This window comes from Bacillus sp. FSL K6-0923 (assembly GCF_038630825.1).
Classification (GTDB): Bacteria; Bacillota; Bacilli; order Bacillales; family Bacillaceae; genus Bacillus; species Bacillus pumilus.
On sequence record NZ_CP152044.1, the window covers coordinates 3,398,839 to 3,422,651 of the forward strand.

At 43.9% G+C, this 23,813-nt stretch carries 26 protein-coding genes; 6 read left to right on the top strand and 20 right to left on the bottom strand.

The genetic code is table 11. From position 1 onward, the window contains the following. Positions 1-5 precede the first annotated feature (5 nt). From MHI16_RS17460 to MHI16_RS17515, 12 genes are all read right to left on the bottom strand, one after another. Positions 6-797, bottom strand: a complete 792-nt coding sequence (locus tag MHI16_RS17460; RefSeq protein ID WP_321165902.1) for an SDR family oxidoreductase — start codon at positions 795-797, stop codon at positions 6-8. A gap of 100 nt (positions 798-897) precedes the next feature. Then, positions 898-1,353, bottom strand: a complete 456-nt coding sequence (locus tag MHI16_RS17465; protein ID WP_058013417.1) for a dTDP-4-dehydrorhamnose 3,5-epimerase family protein — start codon at positions 1,351-1,353, stop codon at positions 898-900. After that, a complete protein-coding gene (rfbD, locus tag MHI16_RS17470) occupies positions 1,346-2,200 on the bottom strand; it encodes a dTDP-4-dehydrorhamnose reductase (RefSeq protein WP_058013416.1) in 855 nt (284 codons plus the stop codon). The genes MHI16_RS17465 and rfbD overlap by 8 nt, the downstream gene beginning before the upstream one ends. A 3-nt stretch (positions 2,201-2,203) precedes the next feature. After that, entirely contained in the window at positions 2,204-3,169 is a 966-nt protein-coding gene (gene rfbB / locus MHI16_RS17475; RefSeq protein WP_058013415.1) for a dTDP-glucose 4,6-dehydratase, read from the bottom strand. Then, a complete protein-coding gene (locus MHI16_RS17480; RefSeq protein WP_268466895.1) occupies positions 3,166-3,906 on the bottom strand; it encodes a sugar phosphate nucleotidyltransferase in 741 nt (246 codons plus the stop codon). Before MHI16_RS17480 ends, rfbB begins: the two co-directional genes overlap by 4 nt. Before the next feature lie 2 nt (positions 3,907-3,908). Next, positions 3,909-4,937, bottom strand: a complete 1,029-nt coding sequence (locus MHI16_RS17485) for a glycosyltransferase (RefSeq protein ID WP_061409923.1) — start codon at positions 4,935-4,937, stop codon at positions 3,909-3,911. Beyond that, the gene (locus tag MHI16_RS17490) at positions 4,934-5,674 is read right to left on the bottom strand and encodes a glycosyltransferase family protein (protein WP_061409925.1); all 741 of its coding nucleotides are present in this window, start codon (positions 5,672-5,674) and stop codon (positions 4,934-4,936) included. Before MHI16_RS17490 ends, MHI16_RS17485 begins: the two co-directional genes overlap by 4 nt. After that, positions 5,664-6,788 carry an N-acetylneuraminate synthase family protein gene (locus tag MHI16_RS17495; RefSeq protein WP_061409927.1) on the bottom strand — a complete coding sequence of 375 codons (1,125 nt, stop codon included), beginning with the start codon at positions 6,786-6,788 and terminating at the stop codon, positions 5,664-5,666. The genes MHI16_RS17490 and MHI16_RS17495 overlap by 11 nt, the downstream gene beginning before the upstream one ends. Position 6,789: 1 nt before the next feature. Then, a complete protein-coding gene (locus MHI16_RS17500; protein WP_061409929.1) occupies positions 6,790-7,665 on the bottom strand; it encodes a GNAT family N-acetyltransferase in 876 nt (291 codons plus the stop codon). Continuing rightward, positions 7,662-8,840, bottom strand: coding sequence for a DegT/DnrJ/EryC1/StrS family aminotransferase (locus MHI16_RS17505; RefSeq protein ID WP_058013409.1), 1,179 nt, complete (start codon positions 8,838-8,840; stop codon positions 7,662-7,664). The genes MHI16_RS17500 and MHI16_RS17505 overlap by 4 nt, the downstream gene beginning before the upstream one ends. Positions 8,841-8,861: 21 nt before the next feature. Continuing rightward, a complete protein-coding gene (locus MHI16_RS17510; protein WP_342498028.1) occupies positions 8,862-10,274 on the bottom strand; it encodes a CDP-glycerol glycerophosphotransferase family protein in 1,413 nt (470 codons plus the stop codon). A 6-nt stretch (positions 10,275-10,280) separates the two neighbouring features. Then, positions 10,281-11,051, bottom strand: coding sequence for a glycosyltransferase family 2 protein (locus MHI16_RS17515; protein ID WP_342498176.1), 771 nt, complete (start codon positions 11,049-11,051; stop codon positions 10,281-10,283). Positions 11,052-11,235: 184 nt separating this feature from the next. Here MHI16_RS17515 and MHI16_RS17520 point away from each other — a divergent pair, with 184 nt between their 5' ends. The 3 genes from MHI16_RS17520 (at position 11,236) to MHI16_RS17530 (ending at position 13,417) form a co-directional block, all read left to right on the top strand. Next, the gene (locus MHI16_RS17520) at positions 11,236-11,901 is read left to right on the top strand and encodes a YIP1 family protein (protein ID WP_244270812.1); all 666 of its coding nucleotides are present in this window, start codon (positions 11,236-11,238) and stop codon (positions 11,899-11,901) included. A gap of 222 nt (positions 11,902-12,123) precedes the next feature. Beyond that, positions 12,124-12,666: a spore coat protein GerQ gene (gene gerQ, locus MHI16_RS17525; protein WP_012011646.1), complete on the top strand. Its 543-nt coding sequence runs from the start codon at positions 12,124-12,126 to the stop codon at positions 12,664-12,666. A 133-nt stretch (positions 12,667-12,799) separates the two neighbouring features. Beyond that, positions 12,800-13,417, top strand: a complete 618-nt coding sequence (locus MHI16_RS17530) for a cupin domain-containing protein (protein WP_061409937.1) — start codon at positions 12,800-12,802, stop codon at positions 13,415-13,417. A gap of 42 nt (positions 13,418-13,459) precedes the next feature. Here MHI16_RS17530 and MHI16_RS17535 read toward each other — a convergent pair whose 3' ends face one another. The 3 genes from MHI16_RS17535 to MHI16_RS17545 form a co-directional block, all read right to left on the bottom strand. Beyond that, positions 13,460-13,831 carry a DUF423 domain-containing protein gene (locus MHI16_RS17535; protein ID WP_003215282.1) on the bottom strand — a complete coding sequence of 124 codons (372 nt, stop codon included), beginning with the start codon at positions 13,829-13,831 and terminating at the stop codon, positions 13,460-13,462. 70 nt (positions 13,832-13,901) lie between these two features. Then, positions 13,902-15,209 carry a purine/pyrimidine permease gene (locus MHI16_RS17540; RefSeq protein WP_268466897.1) on the bottom strand — a complete coding sequence of 436 codons (1,308 nt, stop codon included), beginning with the start codon at positions 15,207-15,209 and terminating at the stop codon, positions 13,902-13,904. Positions 15,210-15,242: 33 nt separating this feature from the next. After that, positions 15,243-15,575 (bottom strand): YwdI family protein, encoded by a 333-nt coding sequence (locus tag MHI16_RS17545; protein ID WP_058013403.1) that lies wholly within the window; start codon positions 15,573-15,575, stop codon positions 15,243-15,245. A 170-nt stretch (positions 15,576-15,745) separates the two neighbouring features. Here MHI16_RS17545 and MHI16_RS17550 point away from each other — a divergent pair, with 170 nt between their 5' ends. After that, positions 15,746-17,104 (top strand): aldehyde dehydrogenase, encoded by a 1,359-nt coding sequence (locus MHI16_RS17550; RefSeq protein WP_268466898.1) that lies wholly within the window; start codon positions 15,746-15,748, stop codon positions 17,102-17,104. A gap of 33 nt (positions 17,105-17,137) precedes the next feature. Here MHI16_RS17550 and MHI16_RS17555 read toward each other — a convergent pair whose 3' ends face one another. Together MHI16_RS17555 and MHI16_RS17560 are read right to left on the bottom strand one after the other, a co-directional pair. Continuing rightward, positions 17,138-17,818 carry a uracil-DNA glycosylase gene (locus MHI16_RS17555; protein ID WP_061409946.1) on the bottom strand — a complete coding sequence of 227 codons (681 nt, stop codon included), beginning with the start codon at positions 17,816-17,818 and terminating at the stop codon, positions 17,138-17,140. Further along, on the bottom strand, positions 17,815-18,642 hold the full coding sequence (locus MHI16_RS17560) for a glycosyltransferase family 2 protein (RefSeq protein WP_058013400.1): 828 nt from the start codon (positions 18,640-18,642) through the stop codon (positions 17,815-17,817). Before MHI16_RS17560 ends, MHI16_RS17555 begins: the two co-directional genes overlap by 4 nt. A gap of 128 nt (positions 18,643-18,770) precedes the next feature. Here MHI16_RS17560 and MHI16_RS17565 point away from each other — a divergent pair, with 128 nt between their 5' ends. Continuing rightward, positions 18,771-19,076: a general stress protein gene (locus MHI16_RS17565; RefSeq protein WP_058013399.1), complete on the top strand. Its 306-nt coding sequence runs from the start codon at positions 18,771-18,773 to the stop codon at positions 19,074-19,076. A gap of 126 nt (positions 19,077-19,202) precedes the next feature. Beyond that, positions 19,203-20,012 carry a bifunctional hydroxymethylpyrimidine kinase/phosphomethylpyrimidine kinase gene (locus MHI16_RS17570; RefSeq protein WP_058013398.1) on the top strand — a complete coding sequence of 270 codons (810 nt, stop codon included), beginning with the start codon at positions 19,203-19,205 and terminating at the stop codon, positions 20,010-20,012. A gap of 263 nt (positions 20,013-20,275) precedes the next feature. Here the strand turns inward: MHI16_RS17570 and MHI16_RS17575 are convergent, their stop codons facing one another. From MHI16_RS17575 to MHI16_RS17585, 3 genes are all read right to left on the bottom strand, one after another. After that, positions 20,276-20,530, bottom strand: a complete 255-nt coding sequence (locus MHI16_RS17575) for a hypothetical protein (RefSeq protein ID WP_058013397.1) — start codon at positions 20,528-20,530, stop codon at positions 20,276-20,278. 381 nt (positions 20,531-20,911) lie between these two features. Further along, complete coding sequence (locus MHI16_RS17580) at positions 20,912-22,369, bottom strand: sucrose-6-phosphate hydrolase (RefSeq protein WP_058013396.1); 1,458 nt, start codon at positions 22,367-22,369, stop codon at positions 20,912-20,914. A gap of 19 nt (positions 22,370-22,388) precedes the next feature. Continuing rightward, the gene (locus MHI16_RS17585; RefSeq protein WP_058013395.1) at positions 22,389-23,777 is read right to left on the bottom strand and encodes a sucrose-specific PTS transporter subunit IIBC; all 1,389 of its coding nucleotides are present in this window, start codon (positions 23,775-23,777) and stop codon (positions 22,389-22,391) included. Between the last annotated feature and the right edge of the window lie 36 nt (positions 23,778-23,813).

Below are 23,813 nucleotides of genomic sequence, written 5' to 3' on the forward strand. Positions count from 1 at the left end.
CATATCTATATACTTTTCATCGAACCACCATCGACAGATATTTGCTGTCCAGTGACATAGGAGGCTTCCTCTGATGTGATAAATGCCGCCAATGAAGCCATTTCACTCGCTGAACCTACTCTTTGCATCGGGATTCCTGACGCAACAGCCTGTACAGCTTCTTCGCGTGATAATGACTGCTCACGCATCATGTTTTCGATAAATTGTTCATACCGATCTGTAGCAATAAATCCTGGGTTTAAACAATTCACTGTGATCCCAGAAGGCGCAAGCTGTGTGGCTGCATTTTTACTAGCATTGATGATCGCTGCATTCATCATACTGTTCGTAAACATTTGATGACCAGGTTCCTTCCAAAGGTTCCCGACAATTTGAATGATTCGGCCATATTCATGCCTTTTCATCATTGCTGCCGCGCGTTTCATCATATCAATATACGCAAGAGCTTTCTGTGAAAATGCTGCCAGCATCTGCTCGCTTTCACATGAATCAAAAGTATCTGGCTTCCCTCCTGGAATGTTGTTAATTAACACATCCAGTCTGCCGAACTCTTTATCTATTGCCGCAAAGGCCTCAGCCCGCACTCCTTCATGCGACATATCGCCACAGAAAAGAGACACCGGTTCCTTTGTTTCTGCCATACGTTCAATGTGCTGCCGCGCATCTTCTAGTGAGGATTGATTTCTAGAATTGATGATGACCTTTATATGATCCTGGGCGGCAAGCTTTATGGCGATTGCCTTTCCAATCCCTGTACTTGCCCCTGTTACAAATGCAATTCTTTTAGACAAACTCATCCACATCCCTTTTCTGCTTAACTTAAAAAAATACATAAAATGACACTTAGAATGTATTTCAACAAAAAAAGACCTTTCTCCTGCGAAAGGCCTCTGTTCTTTATTTAAAAGTCGTTTCCCAATCAAATCCGATTGTCTCGTCATTCCATGCAATTCTCTTTTCATCTGGGTTTTTCGGGTCATAGGATTCTGTCGTGAAATAGACAATTTGCAGAGGTGTCTCGCCTAGTACCCGGTAGCCATGTGCGACACCCTTTGGGATGAGGAGGAGCATTGGATTGTCTTCCCCCATATAATACACATCAGTTTGACCCTTTGTAGGAGAACCCTCACGCAAATCGTATAAAACGACCTGAGCATGACCTGCTGGGAAAAACCAAACGTCATCTTGCTTTTCATGATAATGAAAGGCTTTGATTACTCCTGGAAAGCTTTTCGACCACGATGCCTGCCCAAAACGTTGCAGCATCGGCTCATCATCTCGAATGAGCTCTGCAAAAAAGCCGCGATCATCACAATGTTTCATGAGTTTTTTCGTTTGTACACCATCAATCATGCTGATGCCATCTCCCTTCTTTCTGCAAATATTCGTGAAGCGCATCCTTCCAATGTCTCGGCTGCCAGCCTGTGGCTTCAATGGCTTGAAGGTCTAACACAGAATAGGCTGGACGAGGCGTTTGGAAGCCGTACTCTTCCGTGGAAATTGGCTCAATGGTCGTAGACAGGCCGCTTTTTGCCACAATTTCTGACGCAAAGTCAAACCAGGAACAGCTTTCTCGGTTACTGACATGATAAATTCCTGCATGCTGATCAAACAAATGAATGATGGCCTCTGCGACATCCTTTGTATAAGTCGGTGAGCCTACTTGGTCATTCACGATGCGCAAATGATCCTTTGTTTCTGCGAGCCGAAGGATGGTATTCACAAAATTATGTCCCTCATGACCGTATAGCCACGATGTACGGATGATTTTCACTTCGTCTGATACAAGATGGATCAATTCCTCACCAAGCTTTTTACTTTTTCCATAAATGGTTTGAGGATCTGCTTGTGCATCCACTTGGTAAGGCGTGTCTGCTTGCCCGTCAAACACATAATCTGTACTGACATGTAACACATCAGCCCCTACGTTCTTTGCCTCCAGCGCTGTATAGTAGGCGCCAATGCCATTAATAAGATACGCCTTTTCCGTTTCTGTTTCACACTGATCTACTGAGGTATATGCTGCTGCACTGACAACAATATTAGGACGAAAGTGTCTCATCGCATGTTTGACTGCTTGCTGGTCTGCGATATTGAGCATGCTCCTCGTTAAGGCAATGACGGTGATGTCTTTCTCCTTAAGCTGTCTGCTCAATTCCTTCCCTAGTTGCCCGCCTGCACCGGTGATTAAAACTTTCATCCGTCACCCTTCTTCGCTCTGATCATATTTGGCACGATACCAATTGATCGTTTTTTCAATACCTGCTTCAAATGACGTCTCCTGCGTCCAGCCAAGCTCCCGTTTTAGCTTACTGGCGTCAATCGCATACCGCCGGTCATGTCCTTTACGGTCTTCAACAAACGCAATACGGTCATGGCTCATCCCGAGCTGCGTCAGAATGGTTTTGGTCAAATCGAGATTCGTTTTCTCGTTGCCACCGCCGATATTGTACACCTGCCCAGCTGTTCCGTTTTCAAGGACCTGCTTTACAGCTCTTGCATGATCCTCTACATACAGCCAATCGCGAATCTGCTGGCCATCTCCATAAATCGGGATTTTTTCTCCATTGATTGCTTTTCTAATAATCGTCGGTATTAATTTCTCTTCGTGCTGATGCGGTCCGTAGTTGTTGCTGCATCGTGTGATCATTGCGGGTAATTGGTGAGTGTGGATATAAGATTTTACAAGCAGGTCTGAGCTTGCCTTGCTTGCTGAATAAGGATTATTCGGTGAAAGCGGTGTTTGTTCTGTGAAAGCTGGATCATTCAGTTCCAAATCTCCATATACTTCGTCTGTTGAAATATGAATCAGTTTTTTCGCCTTGCCCTTTAAAACTGCCTCCAGCATACGATAGGTACCGAGGACATTTGTTTGAATAAAGGGCTCTGCCGATTCAATACTGCGATCAACATGGGATTCTGCTGCAAAATGAATGATCGCATCATAGACTTCATCAAACGCTTGATCCAGCTCATGTTGAAGGGTGATATCCCCTTGAATAAAACGAAAATGAGACAGCTTTAATAATTCATCCATCTCCTCTGGATGACTGGCATATGTTAACTTGTCAAAAACAGTGAGCCGGACATCTGTTTCCTGAAGCAGCAGTTTCACAAAATTCAGTCCAATAAATCCCGCTCCGCCTGTAATTAAATAAGACTTCGTCATTCGTATCCCTCTTTTTTCTTCATCGTTTCAAACATTTTCGTCGATGCTTGGTGGAGAGATTCATGTGTTCCTGCATCAATCCACCACCCTTTTAACATATCATAGGTCAGCTGGCTATTTGAGATATAGAGATTGTTTACATCTGTAATCTCTAATTCGCCTCGATCTGATGGCGAGATTTTCTCAATATATTGAAAGACTTCTTGATCATAAAAATAGATACCCGTGACGCAGTAGGATGAACGCGGATGCTTCGGTTTTTCCTCAATTGATAATATTCGTTGGTGGGCGGCATCAATTTCTGCAATGCCAAACCTCTTTGGATCTGTCACTTCTTTCAATAGAACCTTCGCACCGCTTTCTTGCTGCTGAAAGGCTTCAACAAAAGGAGTTAGCGAATCCTCAAATACATTATCACCAAGCATTAGCACAAACTTTTCCCCTTCTACAAAGGGCTTTGCGTAGGATAAGCCGTCTGAAATTCCAGAAGCTTCTGGCTGTACCTGATACACGATGTTCATGCCCAGTTCCTGATCGCCTTCAAGCAGCTTTTGAAACAGCGGGATTTGTTCTGCTTGTGATATGACCATTACTTCTAAAATCCCCGCTTCTTTCAATTTGAACAATGACCAATAAATCATCGGATATGGACCAACCGGCAATAAATGTTTATTGAAAATCTTCGTTAAAGGTGCCAGTCGTGACCCCTTTCCTCCTGCTAAAATAACTCCCTTCACATCTACACATCCTTATGTTCTTTTTGGTGATGATTCATGAGGTATATAAGAATGTTTTTCACTCGTTCGGTTCCTTTTCCATCAATGAGTGACCGTCCATTGAGATGAATGCTCCTGCGAAGAAAGTAGCTGCCGGACAGTCTTCGCACAGCACGCCATATATCCTTTTCATTCACAAGGCTACCCAATCCAAGATGATGACAGGCTCCCTTTTGTGCAAAACGAGTGGCTGTTACTGCTTGGTGGTCTACTTGTGAAAGGACAATGCTGGGCACCCCGATACAAACGGCCTCATATAACGTCATCCCGCCAGCAACAATCGCTAGATCGGCTTCGGCAAGATGGGCAGGTAATTGATCCGTATAGCGAATGAATTGAATATGTGCAGCCTCGATTTTTTCTTCGATGCGAGAGGCTTTTCCTGTAACCGCTAGAATGTGTAAATGGCCGGCTTCGAGAAGTGCTGATACAGCTTTTGTTAATAATCCGCCTGGATCACTTCCCCCAAGGCTGATCACCACCTTCTTACATTCTTTGCGAACCTCATATGTGTCTTTTAATTTGCTGATCTCGTGATCTAACAATAAATAAGGTGTTCCATAAAAGTAGTCCGTTCCATTTACTTGCAGGTGCTTTTCATCCAGTCCACCATAAATGCCGTTTATGACAGCATCAGCAAGCTGGCAAGCTTCTGCTCTTTCTTCTTCAAATAAGACCAGTTTTGCATTTCTGAAGGACGCTTTGATCGATTGAAGGAACTGAAGGTCACAATCAAGGACATCGATCAGCAGAAGATCAGGATTTAGCTCTTTTATGTCCTGCTCCATTTGAAGAAATACGTTTGATTCCGGCACCAAATGAACGTGCCATGCTGGATGCGAGAGCATTTCTACACAAATCTGTTCATTTGTATAGAAATATAAGTCGTTTCCTTCTTGAACCAGTTCCTTTGCCAGACGTTTCATTCTAGCGACATGCCCCATGCCTCTCAAAAAACCACCGTACACAACAATCATGATTTTTTTGTTCATTCAGCATCCTTCTGTCTCACAAATTGATTCAACCGAACCATATTAGGATCTTGTTCACAAATGGTGATGAGTTCAGCTGTAGGCACTGCAATAGACCCGCCGGCTTTTTCAAGTAAACGGGTGGCAAATACGTAATCTTCTTCTGTATCAACCGTGAATCGATAAGCAGGATATGCGAGTTCTTTGGGCGGTGTGAATAATTGCAGTTGAAATTGCTCAGGGTGCTTTCGGATATACAGCGTGACATGCTCACGCTCCGACTGCGTAAGGGGAAAATTGTCGATTTCACATAAAATAGTTGCGTTGATCATTTCCCCGGAAATACCGAGTGGTGTTCCAGTCGTATATGTGTAATCAGCCTTCTTCTTTCTATGTTCTTCAAGCATTTTCGACAAAAGCGCTGGATCTATAAATGGATTATCTCCCGTTAAACGTACAATGGTTTGTGGTTCAAAATGTTGAGCTATCTTTGCGAATCGCTGCAATACATCCATCTCACTGCCACGAAATACCTTATAGCCCTTTGATAAACAATAATGAGCCAATAGATCATCTTCTGCTTCGACTGTTGTGGCGATCATGAGGTTCTGCGTCTTGTGATTGTAATGATTTGATTGCTTTACACGTTCAACAATGAAATCGATCAATGCCATACCACCGATCGGCTTCATCACCTTTTTTGGCAGTCTTGTTGAGCCCATTCTAGCCTGTATGACAAAGAGCACATCATTGATCATTTGTAGACTCCTGCATGAGCACATCTTTCCACGAAACCCCTGTATGGGCTGGAATGTCTCTGACAGCCTTGGCACCAATTAAAATCTCCATGTACCGCGGATGGAGACCTTGGCTTTTTTGTCCTGGACGTAATACGGCTAGATTTTCTTCGGTCAAAGTCTCGCCCTTTGCAATCCCTTTTATCGTAAAAATCCCTCGATACGCAAATTCACGAATCTGCCCTTCAATGGCAGTTGTCGTTTTAAAAGAACTGCCAAGGAGCTCCTCTGACACAGAATGAGCGTCTGTTTCTGATTGATTTCGGTCCTTTTCCGCCGCTCGAATATACTGAACCATTTCCTTTAATTCTTCGGGATCGAGCGCAAAGGAATGATCGGCGCCAGGCAGCGTCTTATCAATCGTAAAATGCTTTTCAATCATGGCTGCCCCAAGTTTCACAGCGGCAACAGGGGCTTCAGTAGGATGCTCACTATGATCGGAAAAGCCGATGACTGCCTCAGGAAAAGCGGAGGCTAAGGTTTGGATCACACGAAGATTCGTGTAAGCTCTGGGCGCCGGATACTTTGCGACGCAATGCATGATGGCGACCTGGTCGTTTTGCTCGCTTGTAATCGCCTCATATGCTTCATGAACATCTGCAATAGTGGCCCCGGCAGTTGAGAAAATGATGGGCTTTTGAAAAGAAGCTGTATGTCGCAAAAGGGGCAAATGATTGATTTCATAGGATGCTAGTTTGAAAGCTGGCGGATCGGTTTGATTTAATAAATCCGCAGATTCCTCGTCACACACCGTGCTTAAAAATATCAGCCCTTTTTCCTTACAGCGGGTTAATAACACCGGCAGCCATTCTGGCGGCAGCTCCATTTGTTCGACTAAGGAAAAAATGGACACCTTTTCTCCCTTGGCTGTTTCGTATAAACCTGGTTCCTTTTGATACATCCGATCAGCTTGAAACATTTGAAACTTCACTGCATCGGCACCTGCTTCTTTTGCCACATCAATTAAAGCAAGCGCCTGATCCAGCTTTCCATCATGGTTAATGCCCGCCTCTGCAATGATAAAGACAGGCGCACCATCCCCCACTTTGCGATCTCCAATGTAGAAATGCGCCATCTTACCTCTCTCCTTTTTTCGGCCATACATGGTAATACAAAAAGGCATTTTTTGTTCTAAAGCCCAGCTTTTCGTACAGCTGAATGGCGGTTGTGTTATGCATCTGAGTTCCTGCAGACATAAACCGATGCCCTCTCTCATAAGAGGCTTTCACCATCGCAATCACCAGCTTTTTTCCGAGCCCTTTTCCTTGTGCATCCGGTCTAATGGCGAGTAAATCAAGCACCAGTTCATCGTCCTTGATCACCCCTTGGATCAAACCAACGACTTCATCATTCACCTTTGCCGCGATATTGATATCTGCACGTCCGAGCAAATTATTTTTCATCCATTCTTGAAAGAAATGCTGGACGGCACTCTGGTCTAAAAAAGGATCAAGCGCATACCTGCTTTTCACAAAAGCCTGATAAGCGAGTGACACCGCCTCATCGTATTCCTTTTCATTCGGCAGACTGATGACCACATCTTCACCTGTTGATGGCATTTCCATGTGAACAGGCGGCGCTTCAAGACGAGTAAGACCGCCTACATAGTACACATGTGACAGCCTTTGGACGATGCGGTTTTTTTCAACATCCGCCGCTTCAAGACGCAAAAAGAAAAAATCGCATTTTTCTGATCTCATCCAATTGATAAAGCGCTCCATTAATTCCTGAAAAGCAGATGCTGACTCAGCTTCTGCAAACTTCACATGAAAAATATGCTGATCAAATATGCCGCTTTCCCATTTTGACCAGTCGTATAACAGCACCGCTTTGAGCTGGGCGCCACTGACAAGACCAAACTGTTTAAAGCCTTTCATTTGTTCAATTTGTTGACCGTAATTCTCAAGCCAAGCGGACAGCACCTGATCGTCTATTGCATGAACAGCCTTCATGAAGATGCCTTCTGTTCTTTTAAAATAGACAGCACCGCAGTAATGACATCCTGCACATCTTCATCTGTCATACTGGGGTAAAGGGGGAGTGAGAGGGTCCGCTTGTAGTACGCAAGTGACTCAGGAAAATCCTCTGGTGAATAGTGGTAGGTTTGTTGATAGTATGGATGCATATGAACAGGGATAAAGTGAACACTCGTGCCGATCTTATAGTCTTTTTGCAGCTGATCAATTAGCTCATCGCGTGTGATGAATGCTTCTTTCGGGTCCACTTGCAGTACATATAAATGCCATGCATGTCTTCCCTCATGATGCACTGGCGGCAGAATTAGCCCTGCTTCCTTTTGAAATGCCTGATTGTATGCTTTCGCAATGTGTTCTCTCCGTGCCTGCATATCATCTAGACGGCTTAGCTGGACAAGCCCTAACGATGCCTGCACATCAAACATGTTCATTTTATAGCCAGGTTCCTCGACCTCGTAGTACCACGTTCCTTTTTCTCCATAACGATTCCATGCTCCTTTGCTCATCCCATGGAGTGCTAGTCTTCTGATCCGAGCGGCAAGTGCATCATCATTTGTCGTCAGCATGCCACCTTCCCCGGTCGCTATATTTTTCGTCGCATAAAAACTAAAGGCAGTCGCATCACCAATCGCTCCAATCGGCTGCCCGTGATACGTCGTATGCAGAGCATGAGCGGCATCCTCGAGCACAAATAGATCGTACTTTTTGGCAATGGCTAAAATCCGGTCCATATCGCACGATTGACCAGCAAAATGAACAGGGACAATCGCTTTTGTGTGTGGTGTAATCGCCGCTTCTAGTCTCTCTGCATCGAGGTTGAGTGTCGCTGGGTCAATATCGACAAATACAGGAGCTGCCCCTGCATGAATGATCGTATTGGCTGTTGCGCAAAATGTCAGAGGCGTTGTAATCACCTCATCCCCATTCCCAATCCCTCTAGCTTTTAAGGCTAAAAATAAAGCAGCCGTACATGAATTGACAGCGATCGCATGTTTTGCACCGGTCAGCTGTCGAAACTCTTCTTCAAACTGTCTGACTTTTGGCCCGGTTGACAGCCAGCCTGATTTTAATGTTCCAATGACTTCGTCAATTTCTTCCTGCTCAATCAACGGCAGGGCATAAGGAAGAAATTGTTCTCTCTTTTTTTCCATATCGCTTGCACACCCCTATCTTCATCTCTGAAAATCTACACCTGTTTTTGTTTTAAGCAGAGAAAGCAGAACATCGGTCGATCGCGCATGCGGATAATGCTCTTTAATGAACTTAGCTCCTTGCTGCTTTGCCAGCTCCATCTCTTGATCATCCGACAAAATACGAATGGCTTTCTCAGCCAGTTCAACAGGGTTTTCCATCTGATAGCTGCCAAGCGACTCGTAATAAGGGTATCTTCTGCCTTCTGTCATTTTCCCGATCAGCACACTCTTTTCAAAGAGCATCGCTTCAAGACCGACGGTTGATGTGAGCGTAATGACCATATCCATATATGGCAATAGGTCATACAAGTCGATTTCTTTTTTAATCAATCTCACATGATTTCCTGCTCGTTCAATGGACATATACTCATTTAATCGATTGCGGGCAATTTCCCACGGATGCGGCTTCATGATCAACTGAATGTCTTTCCGTTTTGCAATCGTTTGAAGCACATCACCATAGAAAGCTTCTGAAAACGGCTGCGTCGCCACAAGTACGGTCTTTTTGGCAGGATTGAAGTTCAATTTACGAAAGATGAGTTCCTGCTGAAGCGGCGTTCGATCCTTCACCAAATCAAACCTCGGATGACCCGTGATCTCCACCTGTTCCGGCTGACAGCCTTTGTCTACATACCAGTCTTTTTCATACTTTCCAAACACCCCGTGGCACGTCGTGAAAATTGGTAAAAAGGCTTCGTCTCCCATCAGTGCGCCGTGCTGAAGACAGATACTCGTGAGCTGGCGTTTCACAGTTTGCAGTGCAAGTACCCGGCTGTATGCATCCTCCGTTGTCCCCACAATGATAGCTGCAATTGGCTCCATCTGAAAAAGCACTTCTGTCTGGTCTATCACATCAATAAATTGCACAATGTCCTTCCGAAGCTTTTCTCTAAAAAAGACATTGCCAAAGACCGGGTGCTTTGCGTAAGGTTTAAGGAGAGCATTTGCTTTCTCAATATATTCAGCATGGGCTTCTTTATTAACCTCTCCAGCTAATTCAGGCTTGCTGATGACAGGTAAACCGAAATAGTCTGCCTTCTTCCAGCGAGCAAGCACCACGGTTTGACTCGGATGGAACCGCGTGTAATTTTGTTCAGTAAAACGCAGATGTTCAAAGTGAAGCAAGACCTTTCCATTCGCCGGACGATACGCAATACGCTTGATCTGTTGCTTATGTTGATCAAAAAATGGCTGAATCTCTTCCGGCAGCGGACAATCGGTTGTCAATTCTTGACCGAATGCTTCATCCTCCATACGTCCCCTTACCTCAGGACTGATATATTGATAGAAATTGCTGATCAACCCAAGAGGAATTTGTTGATAGGACAAATCCTTCATGAGATTTACAAACTCAAAGTACACCTGCCAATAATGATGAAGATAGTGCGACACTTAAGGTCACCTCCCATGTTTTTGTTTTAATATGCGGCGGAGCTCCCAGCAGGTAGACTGCTCAGGAAGTGCTTGAATAAAGGCATTTTTCTCTTCTTCCGCCAACTGATAGTGAATGGACTGTTCTGTGATGTAATTTGTATCTAACACTTCATCATAGGGATAGAACGGATAAAAATGATTTAATCGAAAAAAGAAACGGGCATCCCCTATTCGATAAAAATGCGGACTCTCGTCCCAGTAAGACCCAAATTCAGCATGAATTTTTGTTAAAATCGAAGCACGATGAATGACCGAACAATGATCTATTGCACAAGGTGCATTCCATTGCACCGTTTGCGCAGGTCGAATCGTTTCCTTTACTGGCTCTTTTTTACTATTTAAATAGATTACTTTTGAAGCAGAATAGACAATATCTTCACCTGGTCGAGCATCTAGATAATGTGTGAGCTTCTCTAAACGGTCCGGGGCATAGACATTGTCATCTGTGGCATAGGAAATATACTCTCCCTTTGCTAGTTCTAATGCTTGATTAATGAGGACGGCGTATCTGGTTTTCGCTGTTCTCTCCTCCAGCGATTTGACACCGCTTTGGATAAAATGAACACGGGGATCTTTGCGAAAGGGCTCAATCGCGGCAAGGGTTTTTTCGTTTGAACCATCGTCCATAATAAATAGTTCAAAGTCTGACAGCGTCTGCTGCAAAACCGCTTCAATCGATCTGCCGACGTAAGCCGCCTTGTTGTAGCTCGTCATAATGACAGTTACTTTTGTCAAAGTTTTCACCTCGGTCTCTTTCAAACTATGTTTATCATATGTGTCTCCTCTTAAAGAGACTGTAGAGTGACCTATTTTTTATAAAATTGTATTTTTTTATTGTTTTATCTTTGAAAAACGTGAACTTTTTGGTAATATAAGTAATCATTTGTGTGTATTAAAGGAGTAAAGAACATTGGAAGCTATGAAGAATGATCACTCCCAAGAAGAGGAAGCAAAAGGTTTTTTTCGTTTTTTCAAAATTTTCGTCGCAACAAAAACAATTATTCGCTCATATCAACATTCCTCTATTCCCATTTGGCTGATGATGCTCCTTGCAAGTATCGCTGGTACAGGCTGGGTCTACGAAGGGTATTTTAGCGATTATATGGGCAATCATATTCCATTCCCTTTTATTCTGTTACAAGGTGCGGGATATGGTATTCTAGCAGGCAATCTCGGTCTATTTTTCGGTGTACTCATCCTAAAGTGGTTAGGGCGTCTTTTTTTCGGCAGTCAAACGGCATATCGAGATGTACTCAAAGCCTTCACGCTGTCGACCTTTTTCCCTTCCGCTTTATTTGCACTCAGTTGGATTTTCACGATTGGAATGCTTGGTCCGTATACGTTTGTCAAAATCTCACCCTATTTAGATCAGCATTATGAGGTTTGGTATTATCTTGATCTTTTGACACTGATTGAGGCTTATGCAAAGACGTGGATATTTGGAATGACTGTTTTAGGTATTGTCGCTGTGATGAAGCTCAGATTATGGCAAGCCTTTCTCATTGTGATCACACCGCTTGCGGCATGTTTTCTCATCGTGACACTTTCATTTGATGTCCAGCGCGCTGTAAATTGGATGATGTAAGGAAGGTTGCACATCATATTCGTAAGCAGCGAAGCGCAGAACTGGCAAAGAATGCGGGGTTAGCCCGCGCCTAAGGAACTGCACCGCAGTTCCTTTTTTTCGTTCAATGTACATATTCTGCCCTCCTGTCTCATAGTGTGAAAGAGAGAAAGAATGCTATGGAAACAACAGGTGCTTAAGTGCCTTCTGTTTAGAACACCATGAGGAAAGAGGAGGAACGTTATGAAATTGAAAAATCAATTTGGGCAAGGTTCGGGTTTCGAAGGTCAAGATTTTCGCCAGCAACAATATGGAGCAAATCCGTATCCTGCGCAGCAGATGGGTTATTCAGTCCCTCCCCAAACGCAGGGTCAAATGCAAGGACAAATGCAGCAGGGATTTTCACCAATGCCGTCTACTGGTTCTTCACAAGGGGGGCAGGGCATGCAGAGCAGCGGGCAGCCTTATCAAATTCCTTCTGGACCGATTTATCAGCAGAATGTCACTGGTCAGCTGCCAATCGAGCAGTCCTATATTGAAAATATTTTACGTTTGAACCGTGGCAAGGTAGCCACGATTTATATGACGTTTGAAGCAAGTAAGGAATGGAACTCGAAGATTTTCAGAGGTGTCATTGAAGCTGCAGGACGTGACCACATTATCATTAGTGATAACAAGACAGGAACACGATACTTACTATTAACGATCTATCTTGATTACATTACGTTTGATGGGGAAATTCAATACGACTATCCATACTCCATGTCCACGTATTCTCCGAGGTAGACAATGTCACATATCGCAAAAGCAAGGAGCAGGCGCCCTTGCTTTTTTCTTTTGACTAGGTTTTTGTCACACCTCTCAGGCGCTGCTCATAAGATGCCTAGTAGTTTTTATCAAACACCTAGAGGTGACATTCATGACTGTTGAGCTGGATTATACATCACCAAATGTTAAATATTCATACGATCTAAATCAAAGCCCACTTGTGAAATACGATCAGCATAACCTGATTAACGTTTTAGGAAAAAAGCAATTAAACTCGTTGGATCAAGTATCCCTGCTGGATATATATTTGAGTAAAAGCAAAGTCGTAGAGCCTCATTATCATCAAAATGCCGCAGAGCTTGTTTATTGTATAGCCGGTTCTGCTGCCGTCTCAATGCTGAATCCATTTACAAAAAAACTGCACACCTATACCATCACCCCTGGACAGGTAGCAAACGTACCTCAAGGCTGGTGGCACTACGAAGTTGCCCTTCAAGACAGGACTCATTTGTTAGCCATTTTTAACGCATCTACGCCAGAAGTGATCCTGGGCTCAGACCTTCTCACCCTCACCCCTGCTCACATCATGGCACATACGTATTGCATGAACGAAACACAGTGGAAACAGGCGATTCAACCTGTGAAGCCAAGTGTGTTTATCGCGCCATTTTGCCACAGAGAAGAGGAAGCACAAACGAACCCTGTCCCTCCGTCTCACTACATTCCTTATTATCAAGCACCGCCAAACTACGCCCCTTACTGGAATTAAGAAAAAAACCGATGCCCCTCTCAGAGCATCGGTTTTTTTGGCTTATAAATTTTTTGCTGCTGCAATGACAAGCATGATCCAAGAAGCGATAAATGCTACTCCGCCAATTGGGGTAATGGCACCTAGAATCTTCACCTGAGTTAATGCCAGAACATAAAGGCTACCTGAGAAGAAAAGGATGCCTGCAAGCATTACCCAGCCAGCGGTTGGAACTAGAGAAACACCTGACAGCTTATCAGCAAGAAAAGCGACAATAAATAGTCCTATCGCATGGAACATTTGATATTGAACCCCTTTGTTCCAAATCTCTATATACTTTTCAGGAATTTTCCCTTCAAGACCGTGCGCACCGAAGGCTCCGAGTCCAACAGCTAGCATCGCATTAATCGCACCTAAAATGAAAAATAGTTTCATTCGTCATTCTCCTTATCTCGTCAATTATGTTTATCATAGCGCGGGTGACAGACGATATTCAACTTTCCGTTTACGTTGACACGAGATTGTCGGATTTCTTTTTCTTTCGTAACAGAACTTGATCAACCGCGATCGCAATGAGTGTACCTAGTACAAGTCCATTGCTTAATAATGATATAAGCACAGGATGCATGCCTTTCAAGGCTCCCTGCGGTACAAACATCGCCCCTACACCTGCTAAAACGGCAATTCCTAGGACAAAGCGAATCCGCGGAATTTCTTCTTTCTCATACTGATCGAACTCAGACATCGCAATTCCAATCATTGAGGAGAATACCACAAAGTTTACAGCAAGCCCCACAGGTGATGGCAATGCGGAGAAAAAGCTCATGAGCAGCGGGAATAAACTAATGAGTACAATGAGCAGACTTCCTATGAAAAATGGCTTTCTTGATGGAATTTTCGTTGTCTGGATAAATCCTGCTGCCCCGGAAATAGGTACAGGCGCAATCGCTCCGATCAATCCGCTCAGTAAGTGGCCAAATGCTGCGACAAAACCAGCCGGACGAGCTCTCTTCCGTTCACGCAGTTCACCAAATGCCCTCACTGAATTTTCCACAATTCGAATACTTGCCAGCATGTTCACAATGAGTAATATCGTAATGAAAAAGGACGTGACAAGCAATCCGCTGTCAAATACCGGCATGCCAAATGGGAACAGCTTCGGAAACTCGATGATTTTTTCTGGAATTCGAACCGGCTTTGCCAGCCCGAGTAGAGCAAATAACAACCAGCCTCCTGCAAGGGCAAACAACACAGAAAACTGTCTTAAGTAATGCCATTTTGAGCGGCTGATCATGAAGGTCAGAACAATAATCAAGATCGATAGGCAAAAGACAAGCCCGTCCACCTGATTTCCCCGATAGCCGATGCCCATCAGCCCTTTCATGATCGGCTGACTTAACTGCACAACTAATAATAGCAAGTAAATACCTGTGACGACTGGCGTAAATAAAGACGCGAGCCAATTAATGATTTTAAAAAGACTAAAAATAAAAAAGAAAGCGGCACTAAAAATTAAAGCTCCTTGTAGTGCTTGCAGAGTTTCAGGATACGTTGCAAAGATGGTTCCTGTCATACCTGCATAAAGGGTATACACACCCCACCAAAGCCCTGCTGGACTTTCATTGATCGGCAGCATATGGCCGCATAAACATTGCACCATCGCCACAAGACCAAGTGAAAAGAATGTACTTTGAATCAGCTCCGCTGACTGCACTTGGTTCAACTCAAATGCTTGTGCAATCGCAATTGGTACAGCAATAGAAGCTGCGATAAAAAATGCCATCCACTGAATGGCGCCCAAAAATAGTTTCAAACCGATCACCTTCCCTTTGTCGTGACAAGACCATTAAAAATCAAAGATAGAGTCGCCGTTCCCGTCCTTCTCTTTTTGCCCCTCTTCTTGATGCTGAAATTTCTTCGCACCACTCGCACCCATCAGTTTCTCAAGCATGGCTTGATCTGAGGAGACGGGCGGCGCGGACGGTGTCTGTATCGAAGAAGGCGGCGAGATAACCGGCGTTTGCGGCATTTGCACCTGTGATGGTGCATCGAGAATGACATCACATAGTGAAGAAATCGCCGCCACTTGACGTTTCACCTCTTCATCATTTCCACTTTGTTTCGCCTTTTGAACCGCTTCCTCCATTTTTTGAAGCAGGCTTGATATATGAATATTCAAGGGTAGACCCTCCAATCTAAAAAAGTCTCTTTTCAACATTATTTTACCAAATGAACAAACGAAATGGGTTCATTTTTTCAAAGCAGTCTGCTCCCGCCTCTCTTATTTGACCCGACATAGCCCTTCACACATAATAAAAGAAACAACATCGTTTATGAAAGGATTGAATAATGGACAAACTCACTGCTCTTTTTCAGAAACAAAAAGTCTTTCAAAAGCCGCCGGTTGAAGAACGCATCCGTCTTCTTAAAGACTTAAAAGCATCCATCAAACAGCATGAGAAGGATATTTTACAAGCCTTGGCCCATGATTTACATAAATCCGAACAGGAAGCCTACACAACTGAGATCGGGATGGTGTATGAAGAAATCAATCATACCATCAAGCACCTCCACAAATGGGCAAAACCAACACGCGTGAAAACGCCCCTCACTCATATCGGGTCGAAAAGCATGATTATGAAGGAACCTTATGGCCGTGTGCTCATCATTGCTCCTTGGAACTATCCTTTCCAATTGGCCCTTTCTCCATTAGTTGGTGCCATTGCTGCGGGTAATGCCGTTATTTTAAAACCGTCTGAGCTAACGCCGCAAGTTTCAGAAGTAATCAGTACAATCGTGGAACGTGTATTTCAAGAAGACCATGCAGCTGTCGTAGAAGGCGGAGTAGATGTGAGTACAGAGCTGTTGAAACTGCCCTTTGATTATATCTTCTTTACAGGAAGTGTGGCAGTCGGCAAAGTCGTCATGGAAGCCGCCGCAAAGCATTTGACCCCAGTCACACTTGAGCTTGGCGGAAAAAGCCCTTGCATCGTCATGCCTGATGCAGATATCAAATTAGCGGCAAAGCGAATCACGTTCGGCAAATTTACCAATGCTGGTCAAACGTGTATTGCACCAGACTATCTGCTTGTTCATGAATCCATTAAAGAGGATCTTTTGCGGGAAATGACAGCCTGTATCCGTGACTTTTACGGCGAACAACCGGAAACACATCCACACTTTGGGAAAAATGTCAGCCAGCGTCATTTTGACAGGCTCTCACAATTCCTCTCAAATGGAACGATCGTCACGGGGGGACAGCGCAACGAAGACGAGCTCAAAATCGCTCCGACCATTTTAGACCACATCACATGGGAAGATCCCGTCATGCAGGAGGAAATTTTCGGACCGATTCTGCCTGTCATGACCTTCGAATCTCTGCAAGAGGCAGCACATATGATCAAAGCAAGACCGAAGCCGCTTGCACTTTACTTATTTACAACAAGCAAGGAAACAGAATCCTATATCCTAGACCATCTCTCATTTGGCGGAGGATGTATCAATGACACGCTCATGCATGTCGCTACTCCTTACCTGCCATTCGGAGGCGTGGGTGAAAGCGGCATAGGACGATATCACGGGAAAGAAAGCTTCTTTACGTTTACGCATGAAAAAAGCATCCTGCGCCAAACCAATCGCTTCGATTTTTCCTTCCGTTATCCAAATGCGAAAAACGGACTCGACTTGGTTCGTAAATTTTTAAAATAAACAGGACGAAGGGTCTCTCCCCTCGTCCTCTTTTTATTCAATATCTTGGATACACCAATTGATTTCTTCAATCCCCATTTGATTTAAATACGCGTTTACCTTTGAGAACGGACGACTGCCAAAAAAGCCGTTTCTTGCAGAAAAAGGACTTGGATGAGGTGACTCAATGATGTAATGCTTGTTTTGATCAATGCGTTCTTTCTTATTTTGAGCATGTCTTCCCCACAGCACAAAAACGACGGGCTGATCACGTTCATTCAGCACATCAATCACGCGGTCTGTCACACGTTCCCAGCCCTTGCCTTTATGAGAGTTCGCCTCGCCCTTTCTCACGGTCAGCACAGTGTTTAAGAGCAGCACACCTTGCTCTGCCCAGCTCACAAGTGAGCCGTGATTTGGAACAGGACAGCCAAGATCATCCTTTAGCTCCTGAAAAATATTTCTCAACGATGGCGGATGCTTCACGCCAGGCTGAACTGAAAAGCTTAATCCATGTGCCTGACCTAGGCCATGATAAGGGTCTTGTCCCAAAATCACAACTTTGACTTCTTCATAAGACGTCAAATGAAGCGCACGATAAACGTCATCCGGTTTCGGAAAAACGGTCTGCGTGCGGTATTCCTCCTTCATCCATTCACGTAATTCTTGATAATATGGCTGTTCAAATTCACTTTTCATCACAGCCCACCAGCTATCATTTAAAAATGGCTTCATTGAGGTTCTCCTCCTTGTGTCTGCTGTGCAAGCCTTGAGATCATCGGTTTTCCGTCCCACACAATCTCACTCTCTGATTCTCGTTTTTTCATCGCTGGTTCTTCTAATAAGACAGCAAAGTTCGCTGTTGGCAAATCGCCCAGCCCGTGCTTTTCACTGAGATCATCTAAGTAGTTCTTCCTTGTCTCACCAAGATCACTAGACTGATTCCCGCCGCCGTCAAAAAACGCATAGATCACACTGGCAGCTGGTACTCGTTTGACCCGGGCATGCTGCGTGACACGTAAGAAAAAGTCCCAATCCCAGTAATGATGCATCGCTGGATCAAAATAGCCAATCTCATCGTGTATACAGCGTTTGTACATACTGCCGGAAGGAACGTATGTAGAAAAGACACGCATATCCTCAATAGCAGCTGTATACGCAAACAGACGTCTTGACACAGGGAAGCGGGTCGCACCTTTTTCTTCAAATGATACAATTTCTGCATCAGAAAAGACAAAATCGGCCTCCTCCAGCGCCTTACTCATACGTTCAATATGACAAGGTGTAAAATAATCATCGTCATCACTCAGCATGATCACATCGCCTGTCAGCTCCCGCACTCCCACGTTTCTAGCATTCACATGCTGGACATTCTCATCTAAATGGATCAAGCGGATCGGAAGTTCGGGGTAGAGTTCCTGAATGATCTCGACGCGCTCTCCTGCATCATTCACAACCACAATTTCAAAAGGCTGTACGGTTTGTCTCTTAATAGATTCAAGCAGCTCACACAGTGCGCTGAGCCGGTTATGTGTCACAATTAATAAGGAAATCTTCATATTCAGCTTACTCCTTTAATAGATTCGTCTTTTTCCATTAAAACATAAAATGGCGTTCTTCTCATGATATAAAAGGCGGTTTGATATGACGGGAAAATGGGAATTTTTGATGAAAAGGAGTGATCATGATGGAATATTTCACAGTAGAAAATAGCAAAGAAGCCAACCAGACCATTGAACAAATACGTTCAGCAAAGGATGATATTTTTGTTTTTGCGTACGATCCAGAACGCTCTGATACCGTCACAGAGCATACGAATGCCAAAAGCATGACAGCGGTCGATCAAGGGATTTTAGATCAAATTGCCAATGTCATCCGCACCCGGGATGACGAGCTCATGGCCAAATTGATGTCGGTTGGCGCCGATCAGGAATTAGCTTTATCACTTTTAGACGAACTGAAAAAGGGGAAATTGGTGATTTGTAAAAGGTAAGGGGAAAGGCGTTCTTCCTAGGGTGGAACGCTTTTTTATGTCGTTTCATTGTGATAAATGGAAAAGCTGATTATAATAAGGGATAGAACAGTAACTGTTACACATCACATTGGAGGTTCAGCAACTATGTCTATGAATAAAGCACTCACCATCGCAGGCTCGGATTCAAGCGGCGGTGCAGGTATCCAAGCAGATTTAAAAACGTTTCAAGAAAAAAACGTCTACGGGATGACAGCTTTAACCGTTGTCGTTGCAATGGACCCACATAACCATTGGGATCATCAGGTGTTTCCAATTGATACGGCGACAATTCGTGCACAGCTCTCTACCATTGTAGAAGGCATTGGGGTAGATGCGCTGAAAACGGGTATGCTCCCAACAGTCGACGTGATCGAACTGGCAGCGGACACCATCAAAACATATGACCTAAAAAATGTCGTCATTGATCCTGTTATGGTTTGTAAGGGTGCGAACGAAGTGCTATATCCGGAGCACGCTGAAGCACTGCGCGAAAAGCTTACGCCACTGGCAACCGTCATCACGCCTAACCTTTTCGAAGCAGGTCAATTAAGCGGAATCGGTGAGATCAAAACGATCGAACAAATGGAAGAAGCAGCAAAACGCATTCACGAACTTGGTGCCAAGTATGTGGTCATCACTGGAGGCGGTAAGCTAAGCCCAGATAAAGCGATCGATTTGCTTTATGATGGACAAACCTTCGAACGACTTGAAACAGATAAGATCGATACAGATTACACACACGGCGCAGGCTGCACATTCTCAGCAGCAGTCACAGCTGAACTAGCAAACGGCTCAGACGTGAAAGAAGCCATTTATGCAGCAAAAGAATTCATCACAGCTGCCATCAAAGGCTCTTTCCAGCTAAATGAATACATCGGACCAACAAAGCATTCTGCTCATCGTTTTGATAAGTAGAATAGAAAAAACCGATTCGCCTTGTTAATGGGCGAATCGGTTTTTGTTTGTACTTACAAGCTCTTGTATACCTTCTCTATTCTCTCAAATTCATCACGTCAACCACAACGAATATTTTGATCTTTTCAATATCATCAATGGGTACAAACTTCTTCTTGTTCTCCAAATAAATATACGTTTCTATCTTCAATTGACGTCACCTTTCATTTCATGAAAAAAAGCATACCCGCGTCTGGGTACACTCTTTTATCCACAAAGAATACCTACTTTTGCTGATCAGATTCTTTGGCCATTTTTCGAATAAAGGCTTCAATAGATTCAACAAATAAGGCATATTCTTTCATTTGTTTATACGTACCTGACAGCTTCTCTTTTAATTCTTCCTGCTCTAGAGAAGGTTCACCGAGAATAGATTGGACTTGAATGAGCAATTCTTTATATTCTTCACGTTTATCTTCAACATGATCTGCCATTGTCTCCAAGCGTTTTCTAGTCGTCGGCTGCTGTTTTGAATTCAAGTAAACAACCCCTTTTTGTCCTACCGCATTTGGATAAACGTCAGCCTCAGCTGTATATATTTTAAAATGATACCATAATTCCACCTGTTATCATATATGTAAAACGTCATCAAACCGCTTCTGACCACCCTTGTATATACATGATATAGCCCCTAAGATACAGGTTGAATTCACTAGAAAAAAGCAGATCATTGATCTGCTTCAGATTGTTGACAAAGGGCTAAAATGATCTTGATTTTAGCCCTTTGTCTTTTCAGCGTGATAGAAAACCTTTGCAGTCTAGGAAGGACGAGTACTGGCGCGGAGCGAATTTGACATTCGTGAGCACCAGCACGCAGGACTGACACCGAATGCGAGGGTTTGTCTACACGCTGAAGCAGATCATTGATCTGCTTTTCTTTGTAAATGCCATGTCTTTAGTTTAAGCTTTGTTTCATTTCTGCCACTGATTGAGATTGATTTATTTCCCGGGGAAGGAAAATAACGAGCAGTCAATACTTCTCTGCCTCCGTTTACAAAAATCTCAATTGACGATGCATCGATGAAGATGTGAAGGTCGTGTAATTCCTCTATTGCCACTTCTCGAACTTCTTTTGTTCGATCTTCAAATCGATCTCGCTCTAATGTCAGTTTGCCCTCATCTTTATCATAAATGATACGGGCTGCCGCTCGAATACAGCATTCAAACCCTTTTTGTGTATCAATTTGATCAATGAATAACTCTGCGCTCGTAATATCATCTACAGGAATCGATTGGACGGAACGTTTAATATGGAAAACATGCTCCTGTTCGTTGGTTCTCATCGCCTGGAGCTCAGTAACTGGCCTTTGAATCAGATGTCCATCTTCATCTAAACGCAGCTCTCTCGGAATGGTGAGGCAGTGTATCCATTGATACGAAATTGTTGGATGATGCTCTTCTCCTTGATCAGGCACTCCCATCCATCCAATTAAAAGTCGTCTGCCTGATTCGTCTAAAAAGGTTTGCTGCGCATAGAAGTCAAAGCCTCGGTCCAGCTCCTCAAACGCTCCGTGCGTATATTGAAAAGTATGGTCATCCAATTTTCCAACAAAATAACCTGATTGATGTGTATTATGATATTTTAAGCCATCTGGCTTTAATCCCTGCGGCGACACAATCAAGACATCCCGGCCATCTAATTCAAATAGATCTGGACATTCCCACATGTAGCCGAAATCCTCTAATCCATTTTTCCCACTGCCTGCAATGATGCCTTGAAACGTCCAATTGTCTAAAGTATCAGAGGTAAACAGGACGAGATTCCCTTTCAGATTCAGGCTTTGTGCACCTAGAACCATGTACCACTGACCATTTCGCTTCCATACTTTCGGATCACGAAAATGGGCGGTGAATCCTTCTGGCAGCGTCGCCACGACACCTTTTTTCTGAAAATGAATGCCATCCTCTGAAACAGCTAAACATTGATACGTCTCGCGGTTTCCTTGTTCATCTCGAACGTTGCCAGTGTACATCACATACATCTGTCCATCGTCAATGACTGCACTGCCAGAATAACAGCCGTTTTGATCAAACCAATCACTTGGCGCAAGGGCGGCTTCCTCGTGCTGCCAATTCACTAAATCCGTCGATGTGTAATGGCCCCAAAATTTTGCGCCGTGTCCCGTTTTGAATGGCTGCCACTGATAAAAAACGTGGTAAACCCCTTTCCAATGAATCAACCCATTCGGGTCATTTAAAAGACCAACTGGCGGCATTAAATGAAAATGCTGGCGATACACATCTTTTTTCACCAAATGCTCATAGTTTCGAATACGTTCTGCTACCTTTTGACGAAGTGCTGCGTCAGTTGTTGTCATGACTGTGACCACTCCTTGCTTATTTTTCTACTTCTTTTACTTTAAACATGATAGTGAGAGTAAATGAGACTGCAACAGCGATTAACATACCAATCACATAATTTACCACATTTTGCACACCGAATGGCGCTGCAATCGCAATCATCGGAATACCTGTTAAACCATATGCGTTGGCTGCTACCTTTGTAAAGACAACAAATGCCCCGCCTAATGCGCCTCCAATCATCGCAGCGATAAACGGCTTACGATAGCGGAGATTGACACCGAATATGACGGGCTCGGTAATCCCTAGGAAAGCTGAGAAGGCTGCAGGAAGTGCGATTTCTTTTGTTTTCGCGCGTTTCGCTAAGAAAAAGACCGCCAAGCCTGCCCCGCCTTGCGCTACGTTGGACATCGCCCAAATTGGCAGCAAATAGTTACGCCCAATATCATTCAGCAGTCCTGCTTCAATCGCATGGAAGCTATGATGAACCCCTGTGAGCACAATGAGAGAGTAGGCTCCTCCGAAAATGAGTCCTGCTAAGAACCCTGCATGATCATAAATAAATGTCAGTGCATTCGAAATTCCTGTACCGAGCATTCTTCCAAGTGGTCCAACAGCAATAAACGTCACAAATCCCGTCACAATCACCGTCACAAATGGAGTCACAAGTAAATCAATACTGTTCGGAACCACTTTTCTTAAATTCTTTTCAACAAGGCACATGATGTACACAGTCAATAACACTGGAATGACTGTTCCTTGGTAACCAAGAAGAGCAATATCAAAATTGAATAAATGCATATACTCTGGTTTCGCATCCGTCAGTCCCCACGGGTTGAGAAGATTCGGGTGAATCATAATCCCCCCAATAACGGCTCCTAAATACGGATTTCCACCAAACTCTTTCGCTGCACTGACCCCAATTAAAATCGGCAAAATGATAAAGGCTGCACTTGAGAACATATCAAGCATTTGAAAAATCGCGGAGCTTGGGTCAGCCCATTTGAAGGCTTTCATCATGCCTAAAAGCCCCATTAATAAACCGCTTGCAACAATGGCTGGAATGATCGGCACAAAAATATTTGATAACGTCTTTGCAAAACGTGCGAGTGGATTCATTTTTTGTTTCACTGCTTCATCATGGCTGACAGGTTTTTGTTTCTCGTCGTCTGTCTCAAGGCCGGTCTCACGAGCAAATGGTTCATATACTTTGTTGACTGCACCCGTTCCAAAAATGATTTGGAATTGCCCCGAGCTTGAGAAAGCCCCCTTTACCCCTTCAAGTTCCTCAATGGCATCTTTGTCAATCAGTTCCTCATCTTTCATCACCAATCTGAGTCTTGTTGCACAATGCGTGGCACTGATGACATTTTCCTTGCCGCCTAATCGTTCTGTTAATTCTTTAGCTGTTTTTTGATAATCCATGTTGTCTCCTCCTTTTTTAAAGCAAAAAAGACCTAA

Excerpts from the sequence above, each read along its gene's own strand:
- MHI16_RS17520 (WP_244270812.1), top strand. The coding sequence starts at position 11,236 with ATGAAGAATGATCACTCCCAAGAAGAGGAAGCAAAAGGTTTTTTTCGT.
- rfbB (WP_058013415.1), bottom strand. The coding sequence starts at position 3,169 with ATGACGAAGTCTTATTTAATTACAGGCGGAGCGGGATTTATTGGACTG.
- MHI16_RS17505 (WP_058013409.1), bottom strand. The coding sequence starts at position 8,840 with ATGGAAAAAAAGAGAGAACAATTTCTTCCTTATGCCCTGCCGTTGATT.
- MHI16_RS17530 (WP_061409937.1), top strand. The coding sequence starts at position 12,800 with ATGACTGTTGAGCTGGATTATACATCACCAAATGTTAAATATTCATAC.
- MHI16_RS17490 (WP_061409925.1), bottom strand. The coding sequence starts at position 5,674 with ATGATCAATGATGTGCTCTTTGTCATACAGGCTAGAATGGGCTCAACA.
- MHI16_RS17460 (WP_321165902.1), bottom strand. The coding sequence starts at position 797 with ATGAGTTTGTCTAAAAGAATTGCATTTGTAACAGGGGCAAGTACAGGG.
- MHI16_RS17495 (WP_061409927.1), bottom strand. The coding sequence starts at position 6,788 with ATGGCGCATTTCTACATTGGAGATCGCAAAGTGGGGGATGGTGCGCCT.
- MHI16_RS17555 (WP_061409946.1), bottom strand. The coding sequence starts at position 17,818 with ATGAAGCCATTTTTAAATGATAGCTGGTGGGCTGTGATGAAAAGTGAA.
- MHI16_RS17465 (WP_058013417.1), bottom strand. The coding sequence starts at position 1,353 with ATGATTGATGGTGTACAAACGAAAAAACTCATGAAACATTGTGATGAT.
- MHI16_RS17550 (WP_268466898.1), top strand. The coding sequence starts at position 15,746 with ATGGACAAACTCACTGCTCTTTTTCAGAAACAAAAAGTCTTTCAAAAG.
- gerQ (WP_012011646.1), top strand. The coding sequence starts at position 12,124 with ATGAAATTGAAAAATCAATTTGGGCAAGGTTCGGGTTTCGAAGGTCAA.
- MHI16_RS17560 (WP_058013400.1), bottom strand. The coding sequence starts at position 18,642 with ATGAAGATTTCCTTATTAATTGTGACACATAACCGGCTCAGCGCACTG.
- MHI16_RS17580 (WP_058013396.1), bottom strand. The coding sequence starts at position 22,369 with ATGACAACAACTGACGCAGCACTTCGTCAAAAGGTAGCAGAACGTATT.
- rfbD (WP_058013416.1), bottom strand. The coding sequence starts at position 2,200 with ATGAAAGTTTTAATCACCGGTGCAGGCGGGCAACTAGGGAAGGAATTG.
- MHI16_RS17500 (WP_061409929.1), bottom strand. The coding sequence starts at position 7,665 with ATGAAGGCTGTTCATGCAATAGACGATCAGGTGCTGTCCGCTTGGCTT.
- MHI16_RS17570 (WP_058013398.1), top strand. The coding sequence starts at position 19,203 with ATGTCTATGAATAAAGCACTCACCATCGCAGGCTCGGATTCAAGCGGC.
- MHI16_RS17585 (WP_058013395.1), bottom strand. The coding sequence starts at position 23,777 with ATGGATTATCAAAAAACAGCTAAAGAATTAACAGAACGATTAGGCGGC.
- MHI16_RS17535 (WP_003215282.1), bottom strand. The coding sequence starts at position 13,831 with ATGAAACTATTTTTCATTTTAGGTGCGATTAATGCGATGCTAGCTGTT.
- MHI16_RS17485 (WP_061409923.1), bottom strand. The coding sequence starts at position 4,937 with ATGAACAAAAAAATCATGATTGTTGTGTACGGTGGTTTTTTGAGAGGC.
- MHI16_RS17565 (WP_058013399.1), top strand. The coding sequence starts at position 18,771 with ATGGAATATTTCACAGTAGAAAATAGCAAAGAAGCCAACCAGACCATT.